General features: G+C 68.5%; 25 protein-coding genes. 14 read left to right on the top strand and 11 right to left on the bottom strand.

The window, feature by feature from the left end; genetic code table 11:
- Positions 1 to 35: 35 nt before the first annotated feature.
- The gene (gene gntR, locus LOS8367_RS10030; protein ID WP_085896363.1) at positions 36 to 1,067 is read right to left on the bottom strand and encodes an HTH-type transcriptional regulator GntR; all 1,032 of its coding nucleotides are present in this window, start codon (positions 1,065 to 1,067) and stop codon (positions 36 to 38) included.
- Positions 1,068 to 1,157: 90 nt separating this feature from the next.
- Between gntR and LOS8367_RS10025 the strand changes: the two genes are divergently transcribed.
- The 4 genes from LOS8367_RS10025 to LOS8367_RS10010 all read left to right on the top strand — a co-directional run bounded on the left by LOS8367_RS10025 (position 1,158) and on the right by LOS8367_RS10010 (position 4,691).
- Entirely contained in the window at positions 1,158 to 1,718 is a 561-nt protein-coding gene (locus tag LOS8367_RS10025) for a gluconokinase (RefSeq protein WP_085896362.1), read from the top strand.
- On the top strand, positions 1,715 to 2,731 hold the full coding sequence (locus tag LOS8367_RS10020) for a TRAP transporter substrate-binding protein (RefSeq protein WP_085896361.1): 1,017 nt from the start codon (positions 1,715 to 1,717) through the stop codon (positions 2,729 to 2,731). The genes LOS8367_RS10025 and LOS8367_RS10020 overlap by 4 nt, the downstream gene beginning before the upstream one ends.
- Positions 2,732 to 2,820: 89 nt before the next feature.
- Positions 2,821 to 3,375: a TRAP transporter small permease subunit gene (locus LOS8367_RS10015; RefSeq protein WP_085896360.1), complete on the top strand. Its 555-nt coding sequence runs from the start codon at positions 2,821 to 2,823 to the stop codon at positions 3,373 to 3,375.
- Positions 3,375 to 4,691, top strand: coding sequence for a TRAP transporter large permease (locus tag LOS8367_RS10010; RefSeq protein ID WP_085896359.1), 1,317 nt, complete (start codon positions 3,375 to 3,377; stop codon positions 4,689 to 4,691). Before LOS8367_RS10015 ends, LOS8367_RS10010 begins: the two co-directional genes overlap by 1 nt.
- Positions 4,692 to 4,788: 97 nt before the next feature.
- Here LOS8367_RS10010 and LOS8367_RS10005 read toward each other — a convergent pair whose 3' ends face one another.
- Both LOS8367_RS10005 and LOS8367_RS10000 read right to left on the bottom strand, forming a co-directional pair.
- Positions 4,789 to 5,823, bottom strand: coding sequence for a LacI family DNA-binding transcriptional regulator (locus LOS8367_RS10005; protein ID WP_242665557.1), 1,035 nt, complete (start codon positions 5,821 to 5,823; stop codon positions 4,789 to 4,791).
- Positions 5,824 to 5,889: 66 nt separating this feature from the next.
- Entirely contained in the window at positions 5,890 to 6,681 is a 792-nt protein-coding gene (locus LOS8367_RS10000; RefSeq protein ID WP_085896358.1) for an SDR family oxidoreductase, read from the bottom strand.
- A gap of 186 nt (positions 6,682 to 6,867) precedes the next feature.
- Between LOS8367_RS10000 and LOS8367_RS09995 the strand changes: the two genes are divergently transcribed.
- Complete coding sequence (locus LOS8367_RS09995) at positions 6,868 to 7,902, top strand: L-idonate 5-dehydrogenase (protein ID WP_085896357.1); 1,035 nt, start codon at positions 6,868 to 6,870, stop codon at positions 7,900 to 7,902.
- 227 nt (positions 7,903 to 8,129) lie between these two features.
- The gene (locus LOS8367_RS09990; RefSeq protein ID WP_085896356.1) at positions 8,130 to 9,737 is read left to right on the top strand and encodes an ABC-F family ATP-binding cassette domain-containing protein; all 1,608 of its coding nucleotides are present in this window, start codon (positions 8,130 to 8,132) and stop codon (positions 9,735 to 9,737) included.
- Positions 9,738 to 9,955: 218 nt separating this feature from the next.
- Here the strand turns inward: LOS8367_RS09990 and cynS are convergent, their stop codons facing one another.
- The 6 genes from cynS to LOS8367_RS19270 all read right to left on the bottom strand — a co-directional run bounded on the left by cynS (position 9,956) and on the right by LOS8367_RS19270 (position 14,473).
- A complete protein-coding gene (cynS, locus tag LOS8367_RS09985; protein ID WP_085896355.1) occupies positions 9,956 to 10,423 on the bottom strand; it encodes a cyanase in 468 nt (155 codons plus the stop codon).
- Between the two features lie 21 nt (positions 10,424 to 10,444).
- Positions 10,445 to 12,169, bottom strand: a complete 1,725-nt coding sequence (locus LOS8367_RS09980; protein ID WP_085896354.1) for a bifunctional protein-serine/threonine kinase/phosphatase — start codon at positions 12,167 to 12,169, stop codon at positions 10,445 to 10,447.
- 53 nt (positions 12,170 to 12,222) lie between these two features.
- Entirely contained in the window at positions 12,223 to 13,074 is an 852-nt protein-coding gene (locus LOS8367_RS09975; protein WP_085896353.1) for a formate/nitrite transporter family protein, read from the bottom strand.
- Positions 13,075 to 13,111: 37 nt separating this feature from the next.
- Complete coding sequence (locus LOS8367_RS19050) at positions 13,112 to 13,270, bottom strand: hypothetical protein (RefSeq protein ID WP_165761437.1); 159 nt, start codon at positions 13,268 to 13,270, stop codon at positions 13,112 to 13,114.
- Between the two features lie 579 nt (positions 13,271 to 13,849).
- Complete coding sequence (locus tag LOS8367_RS19275) at positions 13,850 to 14,155, bottom strand: glutathione binding-like protein (protein WP_242665556.1); 306 nt, start codon at positions 14,153 to 14,155, stop codon at positions 13,850 to 13,852.
- A gap of 9 nt (positions 14,156 to 14,164) precedes the next feature.
- On the bottom strand, positions 14,165 to 14,473 hold the full coding sequence (locus LOS8367_RS19270) for a glutathione S-transferase N-terminal domain-containing protein (protein WP_242665555.1): 309 nt from the start codon (positions 14,471 to 14,473) through the stop codon (positions 14,165 to 14,167).
- A gap of 78 nt (positions 14,474 to 14,551) precedes the next feature.
- Between LOS8367_RS19270 and LOS8367_RS09965 the strand changes: the two genes are divergently transcribed.
- From LOS8367_RS09965 to LOS8367_RS09930, 8 genes are all read left to right on the top strand, one after another.
- Complete coding sequence (locus tag LOS8367_RS09965) at positions 14,552 to 15,295, top strand: helix-turn-helix transcriptional regulator (RefSeq protein WP_085896352.1); 744 nt, start codon at positions 14,552 to 14,554, stop codon at positions 15,293 to 15,295.
- Between the two features lie 241 nt (positions 15,296 to 15,536).
- A complete protein-coding gene (locus tag LOS8367_RS09960) occupies positions 15,537 to 16,484 on the top strand; it encodes a Bug family tripartite tricarboxylate transporter substrate binding protein (protein WP_106535052.1) in 948 nt (315 codons plus the stop codon).
- 72 nt (positions 16,485 to 16,556) lie between these two features.
- A complete protein-coding gene (locus tag LOS8367_RS09955; RefSeq protein WP_085896351.1) occupies positions 16,557 to 17,021 on the top strand; it encodes a tripartite tricarboxylate transporter TctB family protein in 465 nt (154 codons plus the stop codon).
- 7 nt (positions 17,022 to 17,028) lie between these two features.
- The gene (locus LOS8367_RS09950; protein ID WP_085896350.1) at positions 17,029 to 18,522 is read left to right on the top strand and encodes a tripartite tricarboxylate transporter permease; all 1,494 of its coding nucleotides are present in this window, start codon (positions 17,029 to 17,031) and stop codon (positions 18,520 to 18,522) included.
- Complete coding sequence (locus LOS8367_RS09945) at positions 18,519 to 19,694, top strand: L-rhamnonate dehydratase (protein WP_085896349.1); 1,176 nt, start codon at positions 18,519 to 18,521, stop codon at positions 19,692 to 19,694. Before LOS8367_RS09950 ends, LOS8367_RS09945 begins: the two co-directional genes overlap by 4 nt.
- A complete protein-coding gene (locus tag LOS8367_RS09940; protein WP_207569249.1) occupies positions 19,691 to 20,617 on the top strand; it encodes a dihydrodipicolinate synthase family protein in 927 nt (308 codons plus the stop codon). Before LOS8367_RS09945 ends, LOS8367_RS09940 begins: the two co-directional genes overlap by 4 nt.
- 14 nt (positions 20,618 to 20,631) lie before the next feature.
- On the top strand, positions 20,632 to 21,348 hold the full coding sequence (locus tag LOS8367_RS09935) for a GntR family transcriptional regulator (protein ID WP_085896347.1): 717 nt from the start codon (positions 20,632 to 20,634) through the stop codon (positions 21,346 to 21,348).
- A complete protein-coding gene (locus LOS8367_RS09930) occupies positions 21,345 to 22,337 on the top strand; it encodes a 4-hydroxythreonine-4-phosphate dehydrogenase PdxA (protein WP_085896346.1) in 993 nt (330 codons plus the stop codon). Before LOS8367_RS09935 ends, LOS8367_RS09930 begins: the two co-directional genes overlap by 4 nt.
- A gap of 200 nt (positions 22,338 to 22,537) precedes the next feature.
- Here the strand turns inward: LOS8367_RS09930 and LOS8367_RS09925 are convergent, their stop codons facing one another.
- Positions 22,538 to 23,026, bottom strand: a complete 489-nt coding sequence (locus LOS8367_RS09925; protein WP_085896345.1) for an SRPBCC family protein — start codon at positions 23,024 to 23,026, stop codon at positions 22,538 to 22,540.
- Positions 23,023 to 23,364 (bottom strand): ArsR/SmtB family transcription factor, encoded by a 342-nt coding sequence (locus LOS8367_RS09920; protein ID WP_085896344.1) that lies wholly within the window; start codon positions 23,362 to 23,364, stop codon positions 23,023 to 23,025. Before LOS8367_RS09920 ends, LOS8367_RS09925 begins: the two co-directional genes overlap by 4 nt.
- Positions 23,365 to 23,594 lie beyond the last annotated feature (230 nt).

Genomic DNA, 23,594 nt, shown 5'->3' with positions numbered 1-23,594 from the left:
CGCTGCATTTTCGGGGCCGGTCTTCGAGCCGGCGTCTAAGTCTCGACCGGCCGGTTGCCGGTCGGGCCATCCGTGCTGCGCCTTGCCAGTATCTCGGCCTTGAGGTCGAGGATGGCGGGGCCGGGGTCGCGACCGTCGAGCCGGGCGCGGATCATCTCGACCGCCCGCGCGCCCATCTCGAAGCGGTTGGTGCGCACCGAGGTGAGCGACGGCTCGGCGGCGCGCATCATCTCGAGATCGTTGAAGCCGCAGATGCCGAGTTGCCCGGGTACCGGGATCCCCATGCGCATCGCCTCGAACAGCGCGCCGAGCGCGAGGTCGTCATTGTTGCAAAACACCGCGTCGGTTTCGGGGTGGCGCCCCAGAAGCGCGCGCAGCAGTTCCGCGCCGCCGCCGACGCTCGATGGCACCTCGGTGGTCTCGACCCGGTCGAGATCGAACACGCCGCCCGCCTCGGCCTCGGCGCGAAACCCCGCGAAGCGGCGTTGCGTGCGCGGGTCCATCCGGGCGCCGAGAAAGCCGGGCCGGCGATAGCCGCGATCGATCAGGTGGCGCGTCGCCGCCGCCGCCGCGTCGTGATGCGAGAAGCCGACCATCATGTCGACCGGGTCGGGGCCGGTTTCCATCACCTGCACGACCGGGCAGGAAGCGCGGTCGAGAAGCCGCCGCGCCGCATCGGTCTGGTCGATGCCCGAGATGATCAGACCGGCGGGGCGCTGGCGCAGGAACACGCCGATCAGCTTTTCCTCGGTGCCGGGGTCGTAGCGCGTGATCGCGTATTGCACGTCGAAGCGGCTGTCGGCGAGCCCGTCATAGATGCCCGAGAGCACGTCGGTGAACACGGCATTGGTGACCGAGGGGATCAGCACGCCGATCACGTCGGCGCGGCCGGTGGCGAGGGCCCGCGCCGCCGGGTCCGGCACGTAGCCCAGCTCGGCCACCGCCGCGTCGATCCGCGCCCGGGTCTCGGCCTGCACCGTGTCCGGACGCCGCAAGGCCCGGCTCACCGTGATCGGCGAAACGCCGGCCCGGGCCGCCACTTCGGCCAGTGTTACCCGCTTCGCCATTGATCTCCCCCTTGACGCATGACAGCGCTGTCATCTAATGATAGCGCTGTCATTCTAGCCGTGGGGAGCGGCTGCGACAAGGGAGGCGGCATGAGCGAGCGGCAGGGACCGATTCTGGTGATGGGCGTGAGCGGCGCGGGCAAGAGCACCGTGGCGCGCGGTCTCGCCGATCGTCTGGGCGGCGTCTATGTCGATGCCGACGACCTGCACCCCGAGGAGAACGTCGCGACCATGGCGCGCGGCGAGCCGCTGACCGACGCGCTGCGCTGGGGCTGGCTCGACCTCGTGGCCAAGGCGATGGCCGAGACCGAGCCCTTCGCCGTGGTCGCCTGCTCTGCGCTAAAGCGTGCCTATCGCGACAGGCTCCGCGCGCATCTGGGCCCGTTCCCGATCATCTATCTCGATGGCGACCGCGCGCTGCTGCGCGAGCGGATGTCGCGGCGCGAGGGGCATTACATGCCGGTCTCGCTGCTCGACAGCCAGCTGCAGACGCTGGAGCCGCCGGGCCCCGACGAGGATGCCATCGCGGTTTCGGTGGCGCCTTCGCCCGTCGAGATCATCGCCACGGCACTGACACAGCTTTCATCCCGCCTGCAGGGAGGGCCCGACGGGTCCGGGCAGGCGGACCACACCCCGAGGAGGACCACATGACCAAGACCTTCACCATCACGCTCGCGACCGCTCTGACGCTGGCGGGCGCCGCCGCCGCGCAGGATTACAGCTTCCGCTTCCAGTCCTCGGACCCGGCGGGCAACCCGAACTTCGAACTGCAGAAGCAGTGGGCCGAGAGCGTCGCCGAGTTGACCGATGGCCGCGTCACGGTCGAGCTGCTGCCGGTGGACTCGATCGTCGCCCATAACGAGACGCAGGACGCGATCGCGGCCGGCATCCTCGACGGCCACATCACCGACACCTCCTATTTCGCCGGCAAGGATCCGGCCTTCGGCCTGATCGCCAACCCGGTCGGCGCCTGGTCCGACCCGCAGCAGATGTTCGATTTCGTCGAGCAGGGCGGCGGCCACGAGCTGATGGACGAGCTGCTCTCGCCCTACGGGCTCGAATTCATCGGCGTCAGCACCCCGGGCCTCGAGGCCTTCGTCTCGAACGTGCCGCTCGAGGGCGTCGAGGATCTCAAGGGCCTGAAGCTGCGCGCCCCCGAGGGCCTCGTGCAGCAGGTCTTCGCCGCCGCCGGCGCGGCGCCGGTGAACCTGCCGGGCTCCGAGGTCTTCACCTCGCTCGACAAGGGCGTGATCGACGCGGCCGACTACTCGGTGTTCTCGGTCAACCACGCGCAGGGCATGCATGACGTGGCCGCGCACCCGGTCTATCCGGGCTTCCACTCGATGCCGCTGGTCGAAGTCTCGATGAACGAGGCCAAGTGGGACGAGCTGCCCGACGATCTCAAGGGGATCATGGAAGAGTCGGTGAAGCAGTTCGCCCAGAACCAGATCGCCTCGCTCAAGGAGGCCGATCAGGCCGCGCTCGAGGAGGCCAATGCCTCGGGAGAGATCACCGTGCATGACTGGTCCGACGAGGAGCGCGCCAAGTTCCGCCAGATCGCCATGGGCGAGTGGGAGAAAGTGGCCGTGCGCTCCGAGAACGCGCAGAAGGTCTATGACACGCTGACCGGCTACCTGACCGAGAACGGCCTGATCGCCGAGTAAGACCTGCGCGGCCCAGCCGTATCCCTGAGACGCCCGGGCCCGCGGTCCCGGGCGTCTTCGCAAGCACCTTTCAACGAGGGACAAGGCCAGTGACAGAAGATCACACCGACATCACGCCGCCCCGCGACGAGGGCGGGCCGATCCCGGAGGCGGGCTGGCTCGGCCGCGCCATCGACCGGGTCGGCATCGTCTTTGCCGTGGGCATCATCATCGCCATGCTGATCCTGATCCAGGAGGTGGTGCTGCGCTACTTCTTCAACCGGCCCACGATCTGGGCGCACGAGACCACCGTGTTCCTGTCGGGCGTGGCCTTCGTCTATGGCGGGCTCTACTGCACCGCGCGCGACAGCCATATCCGGGTCGTGCTGATCTATGACCAGCTCGGGCCGAAGCTGCGCCGCGCCTTCGACGTGGTGATCTCGATCATCTGCGGCCTGTCGGCGGCGATGTTCACCTGGGCCGCCTGGATCATGGTGTCGCGCGCCGCCTTCGCACCCACCGGCGAGATCCGCATCGAGCGGTCCGGCAGCGCCTGGAATCCGGTCTATCCGGGCCTGATCAAGATCTTTCTCATGCTCGTTCTGGGCGTCATGACGGTCCAGTTCGCGATCCTGGCCGTGAACTACGCGCGGGGACGGCGTTGATGGAATTCTTCGGACTGCTGCAGGGTCTCGGCATCGAGGGGGCCACCGGGCTGATGTTCGCGATGCTGCTGGTGCTCTTGGTCACCGGCATCCCGCTGGCCTACGTCACACTGCTCGTGGCGCTGATCTTCGCGCTCGGCTGGTTCGGCCCGATGGCGGTGCCGCTGATCACCTCCCGGGTCTATTCCTTCGTCTCGAGCTTCGTCTTCGTCTCGGTGCCGATGTTCGTGCTGATGGCGGCGATCCTCGACCGGTCCGGCATCGCCCGCGACCTGTTCGACGCGATGCGCCTGTTCGGCGGGCGGCTCAGGGGCGGCATCGCGATCCAGACGATCCTCGTGGCCGTCATCCTCGCGGCGATGTCGGGCATCATCGGCGGCGAGGTGGTGCTTCTGGGCCTGATCGCGCTGCCGCAGATGCTGCGGCTGGGTTACGACAAGAACCTCGCCATCGGCGTGGTCTGCGCCGGCGGCGCGCTCGGCACCATGGTGCCGCCCTCGATCGTGCTGATCATCTACGGGCTGACCGCCAACGTCTCGATCGGCGACCTGTTCACCGCGGCCTTCATCCCCGGGCTGATGCTGGCGGGCTTCTACGTGGCCTATGTGCTGATCCGCGCCTATCTCAACCCGGCGATGGCGCCGGTGGTCGAGGGGCCGCGCGCCTCCACCGCCGAGAAGCTGCGGCTGGCCAAGGGGCTGTTCCTGCCGATCCTCGTAGTGATCGGCGTGCTGGGCTCGATCTATGGCGGCATCGCTAGCGTCACCGAGGCCTCGGCCGTCGGCGTGCTCGGGGTGACGCTCTCGACGATGATCCGCGGCGAGTTCACGATCGGGCTGATGAAGGCCGCGGCGCTGCAGACCCTGCAAACCGTCGGCATGATCGTCTGGATCGGCATCGGCGCCACGGCGCTGGTGGGGGTGTTCAACCTGATGGGCGGCATCAAGTTCGTCTCGGCGCTGATCACGGGCATCTCGGACGAGCCGGTGATCGTGCTGCTGTTCATGATGGCGCTGTTGTTCGTGCTGGGCATGTTCCTCGACTGGGTCGGGATCGCGCTTCTGACCATGCCGATCTTCGTGCCGATCATCACCTCGATGGGCTACGACCCCGTCTGGTTCGGCGTGGTGTTCTGCATGAACATGCAGATGAGCTTTCTCAGCCCGCCCTTCGGGCCGGCGGCGTTCTATCTCAAATCCGTGGCGCCACCGGATATCAGCCTCGGCGACATCTTCCGCTCGCTGCTGCCCTTCATCGGGCTTCAGGCGCTGGCGGTCGCGGTGCTGATCCTGTTCCCGGCGATCGCCATATACTGAGACGCGCCCCTTGGGCACCACCGGCCCGCCCCCTGCAGGGGGCGGGCCTTTTTCATGGGGCAGGGGGGTCTTGGCCGCGCCCGGGTTCGCGCCGGGATCAGCGCGGCTCGCCCGAGGTCTCGCGGATGATCAGAGCAGGCGGGATCTCGATCCGCCGGGGCGGCCCGGACCGGTCGCCGTTCAGGAGCGCGCCGACCAGCTGCGCCGCCTCGGCGCCGATCCGCTCGGCATGGGCGTCGACCGTCGTCAGACGCGGCGCGCAGACCGCGCCGATCTCGTAATTGCCGAAGCCCGCGAGCGCCAGCGTGCCCGGCACCGCGATCCGCCGCCGCTGGCACTCGGCCAGCGCCCCGAAGGCCACGAGGTCGGAGACGCCGATCACCGCGTCGGTGTCGGGATGCCGCGCGAGCAGCGCGTCGAGCGCCGCGGCGCCGGCGGCCATGCTGATCGGCGGTTCACCGAGCGGGGCCAGCCGGAAGGTTTCGAGACCATGCCGCGCCAACGCCGCGACGAAGCCGGCCCGGCGCTGCCGGCCGCGCGGATCGCGGTCGGAATCGCCGCCCAGAAAGCCGATGCGCCGACGGCCCCGCGACACGAGGTGATCGACGAGCAGCCCGATCGAAGCGGCGTTGGAAAAGCCAACGACGTGATCCAGCGGATCGTCCGGCAGGTCCCAGAGCTGCACGATCGGCAGCTTCGAGGCGCGCAGCAATTGCCGCGTACGGGGCGTGTGCTGCCCGCCGGTCAGCACCACCGCCTCGGGCTTGCGGCGCAGAAGCTGCGCGATGACGGCCTCTTCCTGCGCGGGATCGTACTCGGTGTTGGCGAGCAGGATCTGCAAACCTTCCCGCGCCAGTCCCTGCGTCAGCGCGCGCACCGTCTGGGCGAAGTTCGCGCTGTCGATGGTGGGCACGGTGACGGCGACGAAACCGGTCCGGTTCTGGCGCAAATTCGCGGCCGTGGCGTCGAAGACGTAGCCCAGCTCCTCCGCCTTTCGCAGGATCTTGTCACGGGTTTCGGGCCTGACGCTGTCGTCGCCCTTGAAAGCGCGCGAGACGGTCATCGCCGAGACCCCCACGGCCCGGGCGACATCGGACATCCGGATCGTCGCGCCGCGCGCGGCCGGGCTCATGCGCCGCCCCCCGGTCAGGCCGAAACGGCGCGGGGGCGCAGCCCCGCGCGCGGCGTCGATGCGGGATCAGAGCGAGACACTGATCGCACCGTCGACATAGAGAACGTGGCCGTTGACGAAGCTCGACGCCTCGGACGAAAGGAAGACGCAGGCGCCGATCAGCTCGTCGACCTTGCCCCAGCGCCCCGCCGGGGTACGCTTTTCGAGCCAGGCCGAGAAGTCCGGATCGGCGACCAGCGCGGCGTTGAGCGGCGTGTCGAAATAGCCGGGCGCGATGGCGTTGCATTGCAACCCGTGCCGGGCCCAGTCGGTCGCCATGCCCTTGGTCAGGTTGCCGACCGCGCCCTTGGTGGCGGTGTAGGGGGCGATCCCGGGGCGGGCGAGGGCGGTCTGCACCGAGCAGATGTTGATGATCTTGCCGTGGCCGCGCGCGATCATGTGTCGCGCCGCCGCCTGGCCGACATGGAACACCGAAGCGATGTTGGTTTGCAGCAGCGCCTCGAAGCGGTCGGCGGGAAAGTCCTCGAGCGGCGTGCGGTGCTGCATCCCGGCGTTGTTCACGAGGATGTCGATGGCGCCCGTCTGCGCCTCGAACCCGTCGATCGCGGCGCGCACCTCGTCATGGCGGGTCGCGTCGAAGGCGAGGGTGGCGATTTCGGCCTCCGGCAGCTCCGCGGCGAGCGTCTCGCGCGCCTGCTCCAACCGGGCCGGGTCGCGGCCATTGAGTACGATTTGGGCCCCGGCCTGCGCCAGACCGCGGGCAAGCGCGAGGCCGATCCCCTGCGAGGAGCCGGTGATCAGGGCACGCCGGCCGGACAGGCCGAACATGGTTTCCAGATACGCTTTGCCTTGGGTCATCCAGCTCTCCTGACGGTGTAGACATGTCCTCGTCCACCTTCTATGTTATCGATAACAAAACGAGTCAAGCAGGGTCTGGCGCGGCTATGCCGTTTCGATCCGAGGGAGAGGGAACATGAGGCAGCCGCTCGATCATCAATCGGTTCTCGGGCAGGGTGCGTGCCTCGCCCATGGGGCTTGCGCCCGATGAAGGCCGTCGTCATCCATGCCGCCCGTGATTTGCGGGTCGAGGAGCGCCCGTCCGAGGCGGTCGGGCCGGGGCAGCTGCGCGTCGCGATCGAGCGGGGCGGGATCTGCGGCTCGGACCTGCACTATTATTCGCATGGCGGTTTCGGCTCGGTGCGGCTGCGCGAGCCGATGATCCTCGGCCACGAGGTGTCGGGCCGGGTCGTCGAATGCGGCCCCGGCGTGACCGGGCTCACGGCGGGCGATCTCGTCGCCGTCTCGCCCTCGCGGCCCTGCGGCGGCTGCGCGCAGTGCCATGCCGGTCGCCCGAACCATTGCGAGAACATGCGCTTCTATGGCTCGGCCATGCCGTTCCCGCATATCCAGGGGGCATTCCGGCAGGAGCTGGTGGCCAATGCGGCGCAATGCGCGCTGGCGACCGGGCTGAGCCCCGGCGAGGCGGCGATGGCCGAGCCGCTGGCCGTGACGCTGCACGCGGCCCGGCGGGCGGGCGAACTCCTGGGCAAGCGGGTGTTGGTGACCGGCTGTGGCCCGATCGGCCTGCTCTCGATCATCGCCGCGCGCCACGCGGGCGCGGCCGAGATCGTGGCCACCGACCTGACCGATTTCACGCTCGGCGTGGCGCGGCAGGTTGGGGCCGACGTCACGATCAACACCGGGCAGGATGCCGAAACGCTCGCGGGCTACGCGGCGGGCAAGGGCAGCTTCGACGTGCTGTTCGAATGCACCGGCGTGGCGGCCGCGATCGCGCCGGCGCTGGCGGCGATGCGCCCGCGCGGCGTGGCGGTGCAGCTGGGGCTGGGCGGCGACATGTCGCTGCCGATGATGCTTGTCACCGCCAAGGAACTGGACCTGCGCGGGTCGTTCCGGTTCCACGAGGAATTCGCCCAAGGGGTCGCCGCGATGCGCGCGGGCCGGATCGACGTCAAGCCGCTGCTCACCCATGCGGTCGGCCTCGACGAGGCCGAGCAGGGCTTCCGGCTGGCCAGCGACCGCAACAGCGCGATCAAGGTGCAGATCCGGTTCGACGCGTGACAGGCGTTCCGGCCCCGGGACAGCGACGGGCTGTCCCGGGGCCGGCAGCTTGCGGATAAGGAGAACCGATGCCTCGACCGGGACGAGATCGGGCGTCCGTCCCGCATCGGTGACTTTGCGCAGGGCGCGAATGGGCGTATCCTGCGCGGGTCAGAGGAGAACCATCGACATGGACCACGTGCGCGCCGCCTTCCGCCTTTCGGTATCGCTGCGAGAAGCCATGTCCCATGTCCACCTCCGTCACCCTTTCCCAACTTTCATGGTCCGCCCCTGACGGCACCCCCGTCCTGTCCGATCTCGACGCCGTCTTCGGCGCCGAGCGCAGCGGCCTCGTCGGTCGCAACGGCAGCGGCAAGACCACGCTGCTGCGGCTGATCGCCGGGGAACTGCGGCCGCGTTCGGGGCAGGTCGGTTGCGACGGGCGTGTGGCAATGCTGCGCCAGGACGTCCAGTTCGCGGCCGGGGAAACCATCGCGGAGCTGTTCGAGGCGCGCGAGGCGCTGGCGCTGCTCGACCGGGCCGAGGCGGGGTTGGCCGGGATCGACGAGCTGGCCGAGGCCGACTGGACGCTACCCGCGCGCATGGCGGCGGCGCTGGACCGCTGCGGCCTCGCCCTCGATCCACAGGCGCCGCTCTCCGATCTCTCGGGCGGAGAGCGAACGCGGGGCGGTCTCGCGGCGCTGCTCTTCGCCGAACCGGACCTGCTGCTGCTCGACGAGCCGACCAACAATCTCGACCGGGCGGGGCGGACCTTGGTGGCGGAGGTGCTGCGCGATTGGCGGCGCGCGGCCATCGTGGTCAGCCATGACCGCGAATTGCTCGAGGAAATGGATGCAATCGTCGAGTTGTCGGAGCTGGGGGCCCGGCGCTATGGCGGCGGCTACAGCGCCTACCGCGCGTGGAAGGCGCGCGAGATCGAGGCGGCGCGGCATGATCTGGCCGATGCCGAAAAGGACCGCGCCGCGCAGAAGCGCCGGGCGCAGCAGGCGGCCGAGCGCAAGGCGCGCAAGGACAGCCGCGGCCGCAAGGGGCGGGCGAAGGGCGGGCAGCCGAAGATTCTTCTCGATGCGGCGAAGGAGCGGGCGGAGGGCTCTGGCGGCGCCGGGGCGCGGCTGCGCGAGGACCGGCGCGCCGCGACGGAGGCGCGGGTCGCGGCGGCGCGCGAGGCGATCGAGATCGTGGCGCCGCTGGCGATGGAGATTTCGCCCACGGGTCTCGCACGGTCGCGGGTGGTGCTGCGGCTCGACCGGGTCAGCGCCGGCCCCGACCCGGACCGCCCGGTCATTCGCGACCTGTCGCTGGTGATGACCGGGCCCGAGCGCATCGCGATCACCGGCCCGAATGGCAGCGGCAAGACCACGCTTCTCGACCTCGTGGCCGGGCGGCGCGCGCCCTGCGCCGGGACGGCACGGCTGGAGGTCGCCTGCGCCTATCTCGATCAGCATGTCGACCTGCTGGCACCGGGGATGTCCTTGCGCGACGCCTACAAGCGGCTGAACCCGGCGGCGCCGGAAATGGAATGCCGCGCGGCGCTGGCGCGGTTCCGGTTTCGCGCCGAGGACGGCTTGCGGCAGGCCGGGTCGCTCAGCGGTGGCGAACGGCTGCGGGCGGGGCTTGCCTGCACCATCGGCCGCCCGGTGCCACCGGCCCTGCTGATCCTCGACGAGCCGACGAACCATCTCGATCTCGACGGGATCGAGGCGCTGGAGGCGGCGCTCATCGGCTATGACGGCGCGCTGCTGGTGGTGAGCCACGACGAGGCGTTTCTGGACCGGCTGCGGCTGGATCGGCGGGTGGAGCTGGGCGGGGGCCGAGACGGGTTCGGCCTTTTTTGAAACATTCCGGGCGGCGGTTCACCCGACAGGTTAGCCGTTGCGGGCAGGGCAGGGGGCAAGCCTCCGGCGGCCGGTTGCCGGTGGAGCGCCGATTTGTCACGCTGGATGCGTCCCGTGCTCGGCGGACCCGCGGGCGTTCGGGCGTTCCCGCCGGGTCCTCGAATCGACACGACCGATCACTGCGTGGCGCGGGCCGGTTACCAGCCCGCGCCGCTGCCCTACCAGGCGTTGTAGCCGAGGTATTTGCCGGACATCTCAATCTTCACGCGGTCGCCCTTCGGGTTTTCGACCCGTTCGATCTTCATGTCGAAATCGATCGCCGACATGATGCCATCCCCGAACTTCTCGTGGATCAGCGCCTTGATGGTCGGGCCATAAACGCCGACGATCTCGTAGAGGCGGTAGATACAGGGATCGGTGGGTACCGCCTGCTCCCAGACCTTGGTCGGGCTGTCCTGCAGCACCGCGACCGCCTCGGCGGGCAACTCCAGAAGGCTGGCCAGCGCTTCGGCCTTTTCCGCCGGCATCGCGTTCATCCCCATCGCCGCGGAATGGGTCCAGACCGAGGACATGCCGATCTTTTCGGCGATCCCCTCCCAGCTCAGCCCGGCGCGTTTCTTGGCCCGAACGATCAGGACAGTCACGTCCTCCTTGGTCAGGTCGTCGAACAGTGCGAGGTCTTTCATGTGGTCCTCCTTTGGGACGGTTCAGCCGCCCATCCGGACGGCCATGACGAGGCAGAGCAGGGCGAGGATCGCCGAGACCGACTGCCAGAATTGGACGGGGTTGCGCTGCACCAGCGGCACGTGCCGCGTCGCGCGCCAGTCGGCGCCGGGACGACGCAGATCGGCCACGAATTCCGACAGGGCGTCGTAGCGGCGCAGCGGGTCGGGATGGGTCGCACGGCGCAGCGTCATGTCGACCCAGGCGGGCAGGGTGCTGTCGTCGTCGCGGGCGGAGCGATAGGTCAGGCGGGCCTGATCGCGGCGCGACCGCACCCGCGCGACCTGCGTGCCATAGGGCAGCCTGCCGCAGAGCATCTCGTAGAGGATTACGCCCAAGGCGTATTGGTCCGAGCGCCAGCTGACCGCGTCGCCCGCGAAATATTCCGGCGCGGTGTACTGGTAGGTGCCTGGAAGCTGGCCCAGCAGGCCGGGCCGGGCTTCCTCGACCCCCGCCACTGCGGCCGAGCCGAGATCGATGATCGTCACCGTGCCGCTCGCGTCGATCATGATGTTCTCGGGGCGCAGGTCCTGATGCACCATCTCGCGGCGGTGAAGGGCGCGCAGCCCCGCGGCGATCTGGGCGGCGATGTCCCGGACCCGGTCGAGCGGCGGCGCAGGGTTGTCGGTCATCCACTGGCGGAGGGTGACGCCCCGGACCAGTTCGGTCACGGCGTAGAGCGCGGTAGACCGCCCGGCGCGCGAGGCCGCGCGCAGCACATGCGGGGAATGGATCCGCCGCGCGATCCAGTCCTCGAGCACGAAGCGGCGCAGGTATTCCTCGTCCTGCGCCATCTCGGTCGCGGGGATCTTCAGAGCGACCTCGCGCCCCTGCGCGTCGGTGGCGAGATAGACATGGCTGCGCGCGGTTGCGTGGATTTGGCGGTGGATGCGAAAGCCGTCGATGCTGTCGCCGGGTCTCGGCAGCGGCAGCACCGGAAGCCGGGCGGCATCGGTGCCAAGCGCGTCCGCACCATCGGGCAGAGCGTCGATGCGCAGGATCTGGACCGTCAAGTTGTCGCGGCTTCCGGCCCGCAGCGCGGCGTCGGCGAGCTGCCTCGCCGCTTGGTCCAGATCACCGGTCGCGACCGCATCGCGGACCATCGTGCCGGTGATGAAGTCGTGCACCCCGTCGGAGCTCAGCAGGAAGATATCGCCCACCGAAAGCGGCACGCGCCGGTAGTCGATCTCGACCGTGGCGTCGATGCCGAGAGCACGGCCGAGATAGCATTCCTCGGCCGAGAGCGTGAGGCGGTGGTCGGTGGTCAGGGGCTCGAGGCTGGCGCCGGTCAGGCGGCTGACCCGGCTGTCGCCGATATGCAGGACATGCGCCTCGCGGCCTTTGGCGATCAGGGCCGAGAGAGTGCAGACGCGGCCTTGGTTGATGTCCCCGACCGAGTTGTTCTGCCCGTGCAGCCAGGCATTGGTGGCGGCGATCACCCGGGTCGCCGCGGTCCTTGCGGTCCAGCTGTCCGGCGTCGCGTAGTAGTCCGCGAGCAGGGCCTTCACCGCGGTTTCGGCAGCCTCGGCGCTCACGCGCGAGGAGGAGATGCCGTCGGCCACGGCCAGCGTGATGCCCTTGAGCGCCAGCGCCTCGCCCCCGGGGATCAGCGCGCCGTGGAAATCCTGGTTCTCCGGCTTGCGCCCGGCCGAGGAGAACTGGCCGATCGACACGCGCAGCGTATCGGGGGCGTTGGTGTCCTTCGGCATGGCGGGGCTCCGGCAAGGGGGGGGGCCGCCGGAGCGGAGCCCGTGAGGGGCGATCACTCGGCGGGAAAACCGGTCATGTCGTCGTTGCGCGCGAACTTGGCGTTGCGCTTGGGCGATTCCCGGAAATGGGTCATGTAGATCATGCCGCCCACAAAGGTCAGGCCGCCGACGAGGTTGCCCAGTACGACCGGGATCTCGTTGTAGATGAAGTAGTCCGCCCAGGTAAATTCGCCGCCCAGCATGATGCCCGAGGGGAACAGGAACATGTTCACGATGGAATGCTCGAAGCCGAGATAGAAGAAGACGAGGATCGGCATCCACATCGCCATGATCTTGCCCGAGGTCGAGGTCGACATCATCGCGGCGACGACGCCGGTGGAGACCATCCAGTTGCACAGGATCGCGCGCACGAAGACGGTGAGCAGCCCGGCGCCGCCGGCGGCGGCATAGCCGATGGTCCGGGCCTCGCCGATGGTGCCGATCCGCTGGCCGACCGCGTCGGGCTCGGCCGAAAAGCCGGTGGTGAAAACGACCGCCATTAGGATCGCCGTGGTCATCGCGCCCGCGAAATTGCCGCAGAAGACGAGGCCCCAATTGCGCAGCACGCCGGCCCAAGTGCAGCCGGGACGCTTGGCGAAGACGGCGAGCGGCGCCAGCGTGAACACCCCGGTCAACAGGTCGAAGCCCATAAGGTAGAGCAGGCAGAATCCGACCGGGAACAGCAGCGAGGCGACGAGGAAATTGCCGGTCTGCACCGCGATGGTCACGGCGAAGGCGGCGGCGAGCGCGAGGATCGCGCCGGCCATGTAGGATCGGATCAGGGTGTCCTTGGTGGACATGAAGATCTTGGATTCGCCGGCATCGACCATCTTGACCGCGAATTCCTTGGGAGCGACATACGACATTTTCTAAGCTTTCTCAGAGTTTTGAGGTGTCCGGCGATCAGGCGCCGGGGATCGATCCCGGTTCGATGTTCCGGCCGCCGGACCGGGCGGGTAGGAGAGCGTCCAGCGTGGGGCGGCAGGCGGTGGCGCGCGCTGCGCGGCAGATATCGGAGCGGCGCGCCGGGCCATGACCGATGACGAGGGGGTGACGGGACATGGCGTCCTCCGGGGTTTCGGGCGGAACCGGGTTTTCCGGGCCGCGACGGTTTCGATCCGGGAGAGCGTCGCCCGAGGGGGCATGGCTCCCGCGATCCGGCGGGGTGTCAGGAGAGTGCGCAGCGCCGTTGCCGCGCGGGGAGGGCCGATGTGACGAAAACCGCCGCGCCGTTGCGGCCGAGGCAGGGGTTTGCCCACCTCGCTCAGCTATTCGGACAGGCAGAACCCATGCGGCCGCCAGTCATTTTCGGGATTTCACGCGAGCGCGGGTCACCGCAGACACCTGTCTGCCGAAGAACGCGGCGAAACCGGCCCCGCAAGGTGCCGAATGCAGCGCGGTTGGGCGCCGCCTGATCGCGAATATGAACGACGCGTGGCGTCGATAAAGGCGCGTATTACAGCCCGATTCCGGGGGGCGACAGCGTGACAACAGCCGCGTCCGGTGTAGCGGCGCCGCCGGCGCATTGATCTCAGGCGGCGCAGCTCAACGGTTCTTTGGACGGCGGGTCGGGCGCGACGATGCGTCGTGGAGGGTCGAAGCGGCACCCGCCGGAACTTCGGCCGGTGCCGCTTCGAGGCCTCAGGCCACCTCGGAGCGGCTCAGTAGTTCGGCGTCGAAGGCGGCCGCTTTGACCGCCGAGGTGCGGGCCTCGCATTGGTCGATCCAGGCCCGGATCGCGGGATGGTCCGGCGCGGTCTCGGGGAACCATATGAAGGGCGAGACGAGCAGCAGGTCCGCCGCTGTAAAGGCTTCGCCCATCAGGAAGGGCGCGTCCTGCAGCGCGCCCGCCAGCCGCGCAATCATCTCGGTCCGGCCCCGGAAGGTGCGGTCGAGATAGGGGTGCGACAGCTCGGCAGCGCCGAAGACCAGCACCGGTTCGACCACGTTGCCGTATCAGGCCAGCCAGCTCAGGTAGCGTCCGCGCATCGGATCGCCCGCCACCGGTCCCATCCCCGCCTGCGGAAACAGGTCGGTAAGGTAGAGGATAATGGCGTTGGATTCCCAGATTTCGACGCTGTCATGTACGAGCAGCGGCACCTTTCCCTCCGGGTGGGGGTTGTGCGCCTCGCCCGGGCTGAGCGACCCGTCATTGCGCAGGATCGGCACGATCCGGATCTCGATCCGGTCGTGGATCCCCAGCTCCTCGATCAGGTGTATGATACGCGACGACCGGCTGAGTGGCGCGTGGTAGAGGGTGAGCATGGTGAAGATCCTCTCGATGTGGTGTCGATCCGGCTGCCATCATATGCTCACCCTACTGCCAGTTTCCGTCAGGATCCCATGAGCCGCTCCGACCGCCTGTTGCGCCTGCTGAATGCCCTGCGGGTCCTGCCGGGCCCGGTAACCGCCGAACGGCTAGCAGGCGAGACTGAGGTGTCGCTTCGGACGCTGTATCGGGACATCGCCAGCCTCCGGGCCAGTGGCGCGCTGATCGACGGCGCGCCGGGGCTGGGCTACACCCTGACCGAGGACCCGGCGCTGCCGCCGCAGAGCTTTGACCGGATCGAGTTGGAGGCGCTGGTGCTCGGCCTCGGCGATGTGCGCCAGCGTGGCGATCCGCAGATGGCCCGGGCCGCCGATTCCGCGCTTGCCAAGATCGCCGCGACCCTGCCGCAACGCCTGCAGCGGCAGGTGCTTCACGCGACCCACATGGTGCATCGCCACCAAGCGCAGGTGCAGCAGGTGCCAGACCTCTCGGTGATCCGGGCGGCCTGCTGGGACGAACGCGCGCTCGACATCTCGAATCGCGACGCGCAGGGGGCACCGAGCGAGCGGCGCATTCATCCCATCGCCATCGTCTATCTCGACACGGGCATCGGGGTGCTGGCGTTTTGCTGCCTTAGACAGGATTTCCGGAAGTTCCGCGTCGCGCGGATCGTGTCGGTCCAGCCGACGCGCGAGAGCTTCCGCCCGAACCGCGCGCGGCTCCTGCGCCAGTATCTTGCCGATCTGTCGGGCGAAGACAGCCGGAGATCCGGCCCTCGCTGGGTGGAGCGGAATCGCGACGCCCGGTCTCGAAGCTAGTCCGCGGACACACCCGATAGGCCGCCTCCGATCGTATGCGCCTCTCGGCGGCTCGGACCGCCCTCCCGCAATCGCTTGCGCCCTCGTCGGGTGAGAGCCCGCGGCTTTTCCTCCATAATTTAACCGATCGACCACTTTCCGGTATTTTGGCATGCCAAAACTTTGACATGTCGATTTCGGCGGTTTAACGATTGGGGTGCACCCGGCTTGGTGCAGTGGGAATCAGGGAGGAGACTTGAAGATGCTGATGAAAACCGTGGCGATCCTTGCCGCCATCACGACCCCCGTCGCAGCGCTTGCGCAGGATGCCTATCCGGACGGCACCATCGAGGTGGTGACCCATTCGGGCGCCGGTGGCGGCACCGACACGACCGCCCGCATGATGATCGCCTCGGTGGCGCCGGTGCTGGGCACCGACATGGTCATCGCCAGCCGGCAGGGCGGCTCGGGCGCGGTGTCGATGGAGTATCTGGACCGTCAGCCCGCCGATGGTCACACCATCCTCGTCTGGACCACCGGTCATGCCGTGACTCAGGCCAAGAACGGCGCCAGCGGCGCCGAGGGCCTGATCCCGATCGCGCGCGGCACCAATGACCCGCAGGTGCTGATGGCCAAATGCGGCGTCCACGAGGATACCCAGGCCTTCATCGACGCCCAGAAGCAGGACTCGATGTCCTACGGCGTCACCCACGTCGCCAATATCGACGACGTTTCGGCCTTCATGTTCGCCAAGGCGGCGGGTCTGGCACAGCCCGACATCATTCCCTTCGAGGGCGGCGGCGACCTGCTGACCAACCTCGTCGGCGGCAATGTCGACGTGGGCGTGCTGAACTACGGCGAGGCGGTGGCGCAGATCGAGGCGGGCGAGGTCTGCCCGATGGTGGTGATGGGCGCGGAGCGCCTTGCCACCGCGCCCGACACCCCGACCACCGCCGATCTCGGCATCGACGCCGATTTCGCCACCGTGCGCGGCTTCGCCGTCAAGGAGGGCACGCCCGAGGCCGTGGTCGAGCAGATCCGCGCGGCGATGATGGAGGGCATGACATCGCCCGAATATCTCGAGTTCCTCGAAAGCCAGGGTCTCGACGAAAGCTCGGTCGCGGATGCCGAGGTCTGGGGCGCGCAGATGAACAACTCCGTCGCCCGGATGCGCGAGGCGCTGGTCGAGCTCGGCTATATCGGCGGCTGAGCCGGCCCGACGGACGGCCGCCCGGGAGGGGCGGCCGTCGCGCTCCGTTCACCCCCGGGGAGGAGTACCCGCATGAGGGCCCGATATTCGTCATTCCTGCCGTTGATCGTCTGCGCGTTGATCGCCGGCTTCGCCTATGGCTGGTCCTACACCTTCAAGGACGTGCCGCCGATGCTGATCCGCGGCTTTCAGCCGGGCGCGTTTCCGCGGCTGGTGGCCGGCATCATCATCGCGCTGTCGCTGATCGGCCTGTGGCAGGCGCGCCATGCCGGAGAAGATCGCCCCGGCGCGCTGCCGCGCGAGTTCCATCTCTCGGTGCTGATGCTCGGCCTGTTCGGAGGGCTGGCGCTGATCGGCGATTTCCTGTTCGCGCTGATGATCGGCTGCGCCGGCCTCGCATGGTGCTGGGGCGAAAGACGGCCCCTCGTGCTGATCGGCCTCGGCCTCGTGGCGCCGGTCGCGGTGGTTCTGTTCTTCGACGCCGCCTTCCAGGTCCGCTTCCCGCGCGGCTTTCTCATCAACCTCTATTACGGGTAGGCGCGACATGGGCGATATCCTCTCGGGGCTTCTGGCCCTCGGCGACCCGAAGCTTTTGCTGCTCATCGTCGCCACGACGCTGGCGGGCACGGTGATCGGGGTTTTGCCGGGGCTCAACGCCACCACCGGCGCGGCGCTGATGCTGCCCTTCACCCTGACCATGGACCCGATCTCGGCCACTGTGGTGCTGGCGACGATCTACGGATCGGCCACCTTCGCGGGATCGATCACCGCGATCCTGATCAACACGCCGGGCACCTCGGCCTCGGCCACCACCTGCCTCGACGGCTACCCCCTGGCGCTGCGCGGCGAGGCCGGGCGCGCGCTCGGCGTCGCGACCATCGCCTCGACCTTCGGCGGGCTGGTCTCGATCGTGTTCCTGTTCGTGGCGGCGCCGCTGATGGCGAGGCTGGCCTATGATTTCGGGCCGCCGGAATATTTCGCGCTGACGCTGTTCGGCCTGTCGATGCTGGCCACGATCGGCGGCGGATCGGCGGTGAAGAACCTGATCGCGGGCGCCTTCGGCGTGCTGCTCGCCACCATCGGCGTCGACCTGCTCACGGGCGTGGAGCGCTATACCTTCGGCACCCACGCGCTCTATGACGGCATCGGCTTCGTGCCGGTGATGATCGGCATCTTCGGCATCGCCGAACTGCTGCGCCAGTCGACCCAGCTCGGCACCGAGCGGCGCCTCATCGCCATGCGCGCGGTCAAGCTGCCCAGCTGGGCCGACATTCGGCGCATCCGCACCACGGTGCTGCGCTCCACCGGCATCGGCACTTTCATCGGCGTGCTGCCGGCCGAGGGCGCGACCATCGCTTCGATGATCTCCTACAACGAGGCGCGGCGCTGGTCGCCGAACCGCGACAATTTCGGCAATGGCGAGATCGAGGGCATCGCCGCCTCGGAGGCGGCCAACAACTCGGCCATCGGCGGCTCGCTGGTGCCGACGCTGGCGCTCGGCATCCCTGGCAGCCCGACCGCGGCGATCATCCTCGCGGGGCTCCTGACCCAAGGCTTGCAGCCCGGGCCGATGCTCTTCGCCGAGCAGGGCGAGTTCCTGGGCGTGATCTTCGCGGCGCTGCTCGTGGCCAACCTGCTGTTCATCGCCGTGGGGCTGGGCGGCGCGCCGATCTTCGCGCGGATCACCACCATCCCGGTGCGGATCCTGTGGCCGCTGGTGTTCCTGTTCTCGATCGTCGGCGCCTATGCGATCCGGCAATCGCAGGTCGACGTGATCATCGCGCTGGCCTTCGGGGTGATCGGCCACCTGATGATCCGCCACGGCTTCTCGGTGGTCTCGCTGGCCATCGGGCTGGTGCTGGGCGCCATGGTCGAGCAGCGGCTCGGCCAGTCGGTCGCGATGTTCCGGGGCGAATGGTGGATGCTCTTCACCCGGCCGATCGCGCTGACCTTCTTCGCGCTGACCCTGCTCGCGCTCTTCGGGGCGCCGACCACCCACCTCATTCGCAAAATCACACGAAAGGAGATCGCGTCGTGACCAAGATCACCTCGATCCGCACCCGCGTCTGGCACTGGACCGGCCCCACCGTTCCGCCGCAGGGCAATTTCTGCACCAACGCCTCGGACGCGCTCTACGAGAAGGGCGACGCGATGTCCTCCTTCCGGTTCCACCAGTGGCTGACCTGCGAGGTGGAATGCGACGACGGCACAATCGGCATCGGCAACGCCGCGCTGGCGCCCAGCGTGGTCAAGCAGGCGATCGACGACTGGTACGCGCCGCTGGTGATCGGCGAGGACCCGTTCGACTACGCCTATATCTGGGAGAAGATGTATCGCCGCACCCATGCCTGGGGCCGCAAGGGCATCGGCATGACCGCGATCTCGGCGATCGACATCGCGATCTGGGACGCGATGGGCAAGCTCGTCGGCAAGCCGGTCTTCAAGCTCCTGGGCGGCCGCACCAAGGAGAAGATCCCGGTCTACTACTCCAAGCTCTATGCCCGCGACATTCGCGAGATGCAGGCAGAGGCCGAAGAGGCCATGGCGAACGGCTATACCGCCTACAAGTCGCGCTTCGGCTACGGCCCCAAGGACGGCATGCCGGGCATGCGCGAGAACCTCAAGCGGGTCGAGGCGCTGCGCGAGGTGATCGGCTACGACAACGATCTCATGCTCGAATGCTACATGGGCTGGAACCTCGACTACGCCAAGCGGATGCTGCCCAAGCTCGCCAAATACGAGCCGCGCTGGCTCGAGGAGCCGGTGATCGCCGACGACGTGGCGGGCTATGCCGAGCTGAATGCCATGAACATCGTGCCGATCTCGGGCGGCGAGCACGAGTTCTCGGTGATGGGCTGCGCCGACCTGCTGCGCCGCGGTGCGGTCAGCGTGCTGCAATACGACACCAACCGGGTCGGCGGCATCACGGCCGCGCAGAAGATCAACGCCATCGCCGAGGCGTTCCAGGTGCCGGTGATCCCGCATGCCGGGCAGATGCACAACTACCACCTGACCATGGCCAATGCGAACTGCCCCATCGCCGAATACTTCCCGGTCTTCGACGTCGAGGTCGGCAACGAGCTGTTCTACTACATCTTCGAGGGCGATCCGGAGGCACAGGGCGGCTTCCTGCAGCTCGACGACGAAACGCCGGGACTGGGTATCTCGATCAGCGACCGGCATCTCGACAACTTCCGGATCGAGGAATGACCGCCATGAGGCCCCAGACCCTGACCGGCGCATGGCCGGTCGCGCCGACCCCCTTCAACGAGGATGGCACGCTCGACCTGCCGGGCATGACACGGGTGCTCGACTGCACCATGGAGCAGGGCGCCGACGGCGTCTGTATCCTCGCCAACTTTTCCGAGCAGTTCCTGATCTCGGACGCAGAGCGCGAGACGCTGACCCGGCACTGCCTCGCGCATCTCGCGGGCCGGCTGCCGGTGATCGTCACCATCTCGCATTACGCGACGCCGATCGTGGTGGCGCGGGCCCGGCTGGCGCGCGATCTGGGCGCGGTCGCGGTGATGATGATGCCGCCCTATCACGGGGCGCTGCTGAAGGGCACGGCCGAGCAATGCTACGAGCAGTTCGCCCAGGTGGGCGAGGTCGGCATCCCGATCATGGTGCAGGACGCGCCGCTCTCGGGGGTCGAGCTGCCGGTACCGCTTCTGGTGCGGATGGCGCGCGAGATCGAGATGGTGCAGCATTTCAAGATCGAATGCGCCGGTGCCGCGGCCAAGCTGCGGGCGCTGATCGCCGAGGGCGGCGAGGCCATCGTCAGCCCGCTCGACGGCGAGGAGGGGATCACCATGCTCGCCGATCTCGACGCGGGCGCGACCGGCACCATGTGTTCGGCGATGATCCCGGAGCTGATCCGCGAGGTGGTGACGGCGCATCACGCGGGCGATCGCGAGCGGGCGGTCGCGGGCTATACGAGGATCCTGCCCGCGATCAACCACGAGAACCAGCAATGCGGCTTTCGCGCCGCCAAGGCGGCGATGGTCGAGGGCGGCGTGATCCGCTCCGACTTCTGCCGCCACCCGGTGCCGCCGCTGCCGCCCGAGACGCGCGCCGAGCTGATCGGGCTGCTGCGGCCCCTCGACCCCATCGTGCTGCGCTGGGGGCGCTGAAAGGAAACACGACCATGACCGACGAGTCCAACCTGTCGAAAAGCCTCGCCGAAATGGCGCCGATCTCGGGGCGCAAGACGCTGTGCGACGAGGTGGCCGAACGGCTGCGCGAGCTGATCCTGCTGGCCAAGCTGGCCCCCGGCGCCCCGATCCGCGAGCGCGACCTCGCGGAGGCGATGGGGATCAGCCGCACGCCGCTGCGCGAGGCGCTGCGCATCCTCGAGGCCGAGGAGCTGGTGGTCTATTCGCCGACCCGCCGGCCCTTCGTGGCCGATCCGGATCTGGAGACGCTGGAGCAGAACCTCTCGGTGCTCGGCGCGATCGAGGCGCTGGCCGGCGAGCAGGCCTGCCGCAACGCCACCGACGAGGAGATCGCCGAGATCGAGCGGATCTGCCAGGAGATGGTCGAGGGCTCCGAGACCGACGAGCCGCTGACCTTCTTTCGCCGCGACATGGCCTTTCACGAGGCCATCGTGACCGCCAGCCGCAACCGGCCGCTGGCGCAGACCCAGCGGCAGTACAACGCGCGGCTCTGGCGCGCGCGCTTCATCTCCTCGCAGCGCAAGCCGGACCGGCCGCGCACGCTGCGCCAGCACGAGGAGGTGGTCCTCGCCCTCAAGGCGCGCGACGCGGTCGCCACGGCGGCGGCGCTGCGCCAGCATCTCGAGACCGCGGTGGAGAACATCGCCAAGACCCGATCCGAACAGGCCGAGGAGGGCCGCAAGACATGACACCCCGTATCGGCATCATCCCCGGCGATCCCAGCGGCATCGGCCCCGAGCTGATTGCGAAGCTGATGGCGGCGGAGGGTGTCCGCGAGGCCGCCGAGATCCTGCTGATCGGCGATCGCTGCGTGTTCGAGCAGGGCATGCGTCAGGCGGGCGCGGAGTATGCCCTCGTGCCGGTTGATCCTGAGGATTGGCGCGCGCCCCCCGAGGGCATCGCATGGCACGAGACCGAGACCATCGCCGCCTCGGAGATCGAGGTGGCGGTCGAGACCGAGGCCTCGGGACGCTCGGCGCTTGCGACCATGGACCGGGCGCTGGAACTCTTGCAGGCCGGGCATATCGACGGCTTCGTCTTCGCGCCCTTCAACAAGGCGGCGATGCACATGGCGGGTCTCGCCCATGCCGACGAGCTGCACCACATGGGCGAGCGGCTCGGGGTGACGGAGTATTTGTCCGAGCTCAACGTGCTCGACGGCATGTGGACCTCGCGCACCACCAGCCATATCGCGCTGCGCGACGTGGCCGATGCGATCACGCCCGAGCGGCTGGAGGAGGCGGTCGATCTGATCGACCGGACGCTGCGGCGCTCAGGGATCGCGCGGCCGCGGATCTCGGTCGCGGCGCTGAACCCGCATGCGGGGGATGGCGGCAATTTCGGCCGCGAGGAGATCGACGTGCTGCGCCCGGCGATCGAGGCGATGCAGAAGCGGCAGATGCCGGTGGACGGGCCCTGGCCCTCGGACACGGTGTTCCTGAAGCTGCGGGATGGCGAGATCGACGCGGTGGTGACGATGTATCACGATCAGGGCCAGATCGCGCTCAAGCTCCTGGGCTTCGAGCGCGGCGTCACGGTGCAGGGCGGGCTGCCATACCCGGTGACGACGCCGGCGCATGGCACCGCCTTCGACATCGCGGGGCAGGGCAGGGCGCGGGTCGACGCGATGCGGCAGGCCTTCGACATCGCCTGCGACATGGTTGCCAACTGGCAATGACCCGGCGCGGCGCGCTTTCCCCTCTGGTCGGTCCGGAAGGGGGAGAGGCTTTGCGTCATCGGTGCCAGTGGTCCGGGTCGATGCCGGTGGGCTTGGACGGCGGCGGCAAGTCGGGAGACCCGGTCGCGGGGACGACCGGTAGATCGAGGAAGGCGAGCGCGGGTCGTGGAGACCCGGCGCTTGCCTTCCTCGGCCCTTGATCACGAGCTGGCGTCGGCCCCGGTCCGCAGTGATTTCGCATAGTCCTCGAGCTGCGTGGCGACGGTGCCCCAGCCGTCATGGAAGCCCATCTCCTCGTGCCGCTGCCGGGCCTCGGCCGAGCGGTGCCGCGCGGTCGCGGTGTAGCGCGTGCCGCCGTCGGGGTGATCCTCGAACTCGATGATCGCGGTCATGAAGGGGTCGGGGTTGGGCTTCCAGCCCTCGGTATAGGCATCGGTGAAGACGAGGCGCCGGCCCTCGACCACCTCGAGGCAGACGCCGTCATTGCGCATCTCGTGGCCTTCGACGTTGAAGGTGGTGTTGAAGCGGCCGCCCGGGCGCAGGTCGATCTCGCAATCCGTGACCTGGTGCGGTTTCGGCACGAAGAACTGCTTTATGTGCTCGGGCGTGGTCCAGCATTCCCACAGCAGCTCGCGCGGCGCGTCGATCTTGCGGGTGAAGCTGAGATCGGTCGATGGATCGAGGGTCATCTGTTGCGGTCCTTCATCAGGTTGGCGACGTAATCGTCGAAACGGTCGAGCCTGCCGTTCCAGAGCGCGCGCTGTTCGCCGAGCCAGTCCTGCACCGGCGCGAAGGCGTCCGGCGCGAGCTGGCAGTGGCGCACCCGGCCTTCCTTGACCGTGGTGATCAGCCCCGCATCCTCGAGCTTCTTCAGATGCCCCATGAAGGACGGCAGGGCCATGTCATGGGGCGCGGCCAGTTCGCTGACGCTCGCCGGGCCCCGCGCGAGGCGGGACAGTATGGCGCGCCGGGTCGGATCGCCGAGCGCGGCAAAGTGCAGGTCGAGACGTGCATCAAGCTTAGCCATGTGCCTAACTAAACACCGGCGAGGATTCGGCGCAAGCAAAAGTTAGGCGAGTGCATAAGTTTCGTGATTGCTGGCGGTATTCCGGCTTGGGCCTCTCGAACGCCGGAGGCGCGTCTGCAAAGGCCTACGTCGAAAATCTCTTCGGGAGGGTTGGGGTGAGCAGGCGAGCCGAAGCATTCCGGATGAGGTTCGAAGCAGCATCCGTGGACAGCGTGACGCGGGCTGTCACC

This window comes from Limimaricola soesokkakensis (genome assembly GCF_900172345.1).
Classification (GTDB): Bacteria; Pseudomonadota; Alphaproteobacteria; order Rhodobacterales; family Rhodobacteraceae; genus Limimaricola; species Limimaricola soesokkakensis.
This window is presented reverse-complemented; position numbering and strand designations above follow the sequence as displayed.

What these genes read in the sequence shown, in the direction of transcription:
- LOS8367_RS09995 (WP_085896357.1), top strand. Translation starts at nt 6,868, where the DNA reads ATGAAGGCCGTCGTCATCCATGCCGCCCGTGATTTGCGGGTCGAGGAG.
- LOS8367_RS09960 (WP_106535052.1), top strand. Translation starts at nt 15,537, where the DNA reads ATGCTGATGAAAACCGTGGCGATCCTTGCCGCCATCACGACCCCCGTC.
- gntR (WP_085896363.1), bottom strand. Translation starts at nt 1,067, where the DNA reads ATGGCGAAGCGGGTAACACTGGCCGAAGTGGCGGCCCGGGCCGGCGTT.
- LOS8367_RS09965 (WP_085896352.1), top strand. Translation starts at nt 14,552, where the DNA reads ATGAGCCGCTCCGACCGCCTGTTGCGCCTGCTGAATGCCCTGCGGGTC.
- LOS8367_RS09940 (WP_207569249.1), top strand. Translation starts at nt 19,691, where the DNA reads ATGACCGCCATGAGGCCCCAGACCCTGACCGGCGCATGGCCGGTCGCG.
- LOS8367_RS10020 (WP_085896361.1), top strand. Translation starts at nt 1,715, where the DNA reads ATGACCAAGACCTTCACCATCACGCTCGCGACCGCTCTGACGCTGGCG.
- LOS8367_RS09975 (WP_085896353.1), bottom strand. Translation starts at nt 13,074, where the DNA reads ATGTCGTATGTCGCTCCCAAGGAATTCGCGGTCAAGATGGTCGATGCC.
- LOS8367_RS10005 (WP_242665557.1), bottom strand. Translation starts at nt 5,823, where the DNA reads ATGAGCCCGGCCGCGCGCGGCGCGACGATCCGGATGTCCGATGTCGCC.
- LOS8367_RS19270 (WP_242665555.1), bottom strand. Translation starts at nt 14,473, where the DNA reads ATGCTCACCCTCTACCACGCGCCACTCAGCCGGTCGTCGCGTATCATA.
- LOS8367_RS09950 (WP_085896350.1), top strand. Translation starts at nt 17,029, where the DNA reads ATGGGCGATATCCTCTCGGGGCTTCTGGCCCTCGGCGACCCGAAGCTT.
- LOS8367_RS09935 (WP_085896347.1), top strand. Translation starts at nt 20,632, where the DNA reads ATGACCGACGAGTCCAACCTGTCGAAAAGCCTCGCCGAAATGGCGCCG.
- LOS8367_RS09930 (WP_085896346.1), top strand. Translation starts at nt 21,345, where the DNA reads ATGACACCCCGTATCGGCATCATCCCCGGCGATCCCAGCGGCATCGGC.
- LOS8367_RS19050 (WP_165761437.1), bottom strand. Translation starts at nt 13,270, where the DNA reads ATGTCCCGTCACCCCCTCGTCATCGGTCATGGCCCGGCGCGCCGCTCC.
- LOS8367_RS09955 (WP_085896351.1), top strand. Translation starts at nt 16,557, where the DNA reads ATGAGGGCCCGATATTCGTCATTCCTGCCGTTGATCGTCTGCGCGTTG.
- LOS8367_RS09920 (WP_085896344.1), bottom strand. Translation starts at nt 23,364, where the DNA reads ATGGCTAAGCTTGATGCACGTCTCGACCTGCACTTTGCCGCGCTCGGC.
- LOS8367_RS09925 (WP_085896345.1), bottom strand. Translation starts at nt 23,026, where the DNA reads ATGACCCTCGATCCATCGACCGATCTCAGCTTCACCCGCAAGATCGAC.
- cynS (WP_085896355.1), bottom strand. Translation starts at nt 10,423, where the DNA reads ATGAAAGACCTCGCACTGTTCGACGACCTGACCAAGGAGGACGTGACT.
- LOS8367_RS10000 (WP_085896358.1), bottom strand. Translation starts at nt 6,681, where the DNA reads ATGACCCAAGGCAAAGCGTATCTGGAAACCATGTTCGGCCTGTCCGGC.
- LOS8367_RS09980 (WP_085896354.1), bottom strand. Translation starts at nt 12,169, where the DNA reads ATGCCGAAGGACACCAACGCCCCCGATACGCTGCGCGTGTCGATCGGC.
- LOS8367_RS09990 (WP_085896356.1), top strand. Translation starts at nt 8,130, where the DNA reads ATGTCCACCTCCGTCACCCTTTCCCAACTTTCATGGTCCGCCCCTGAC.
- LOS8367_RS10010 (WP_085896359.1), top strand. Translation starts at nt 3,375, where the DNA reads ATGGAATTCTTCGGACTGCTGCAGGGTCTCGGCATCGAGGGGGCCACC.
- LOS8367_RS10025 (WP_085896362.1), top strand. Translation starts at nt 1,158, where the DNA reads ATGAGCGAGCGGCAGGGACCGATTCTGGTGATGGGCGTGAGCGGCGCG.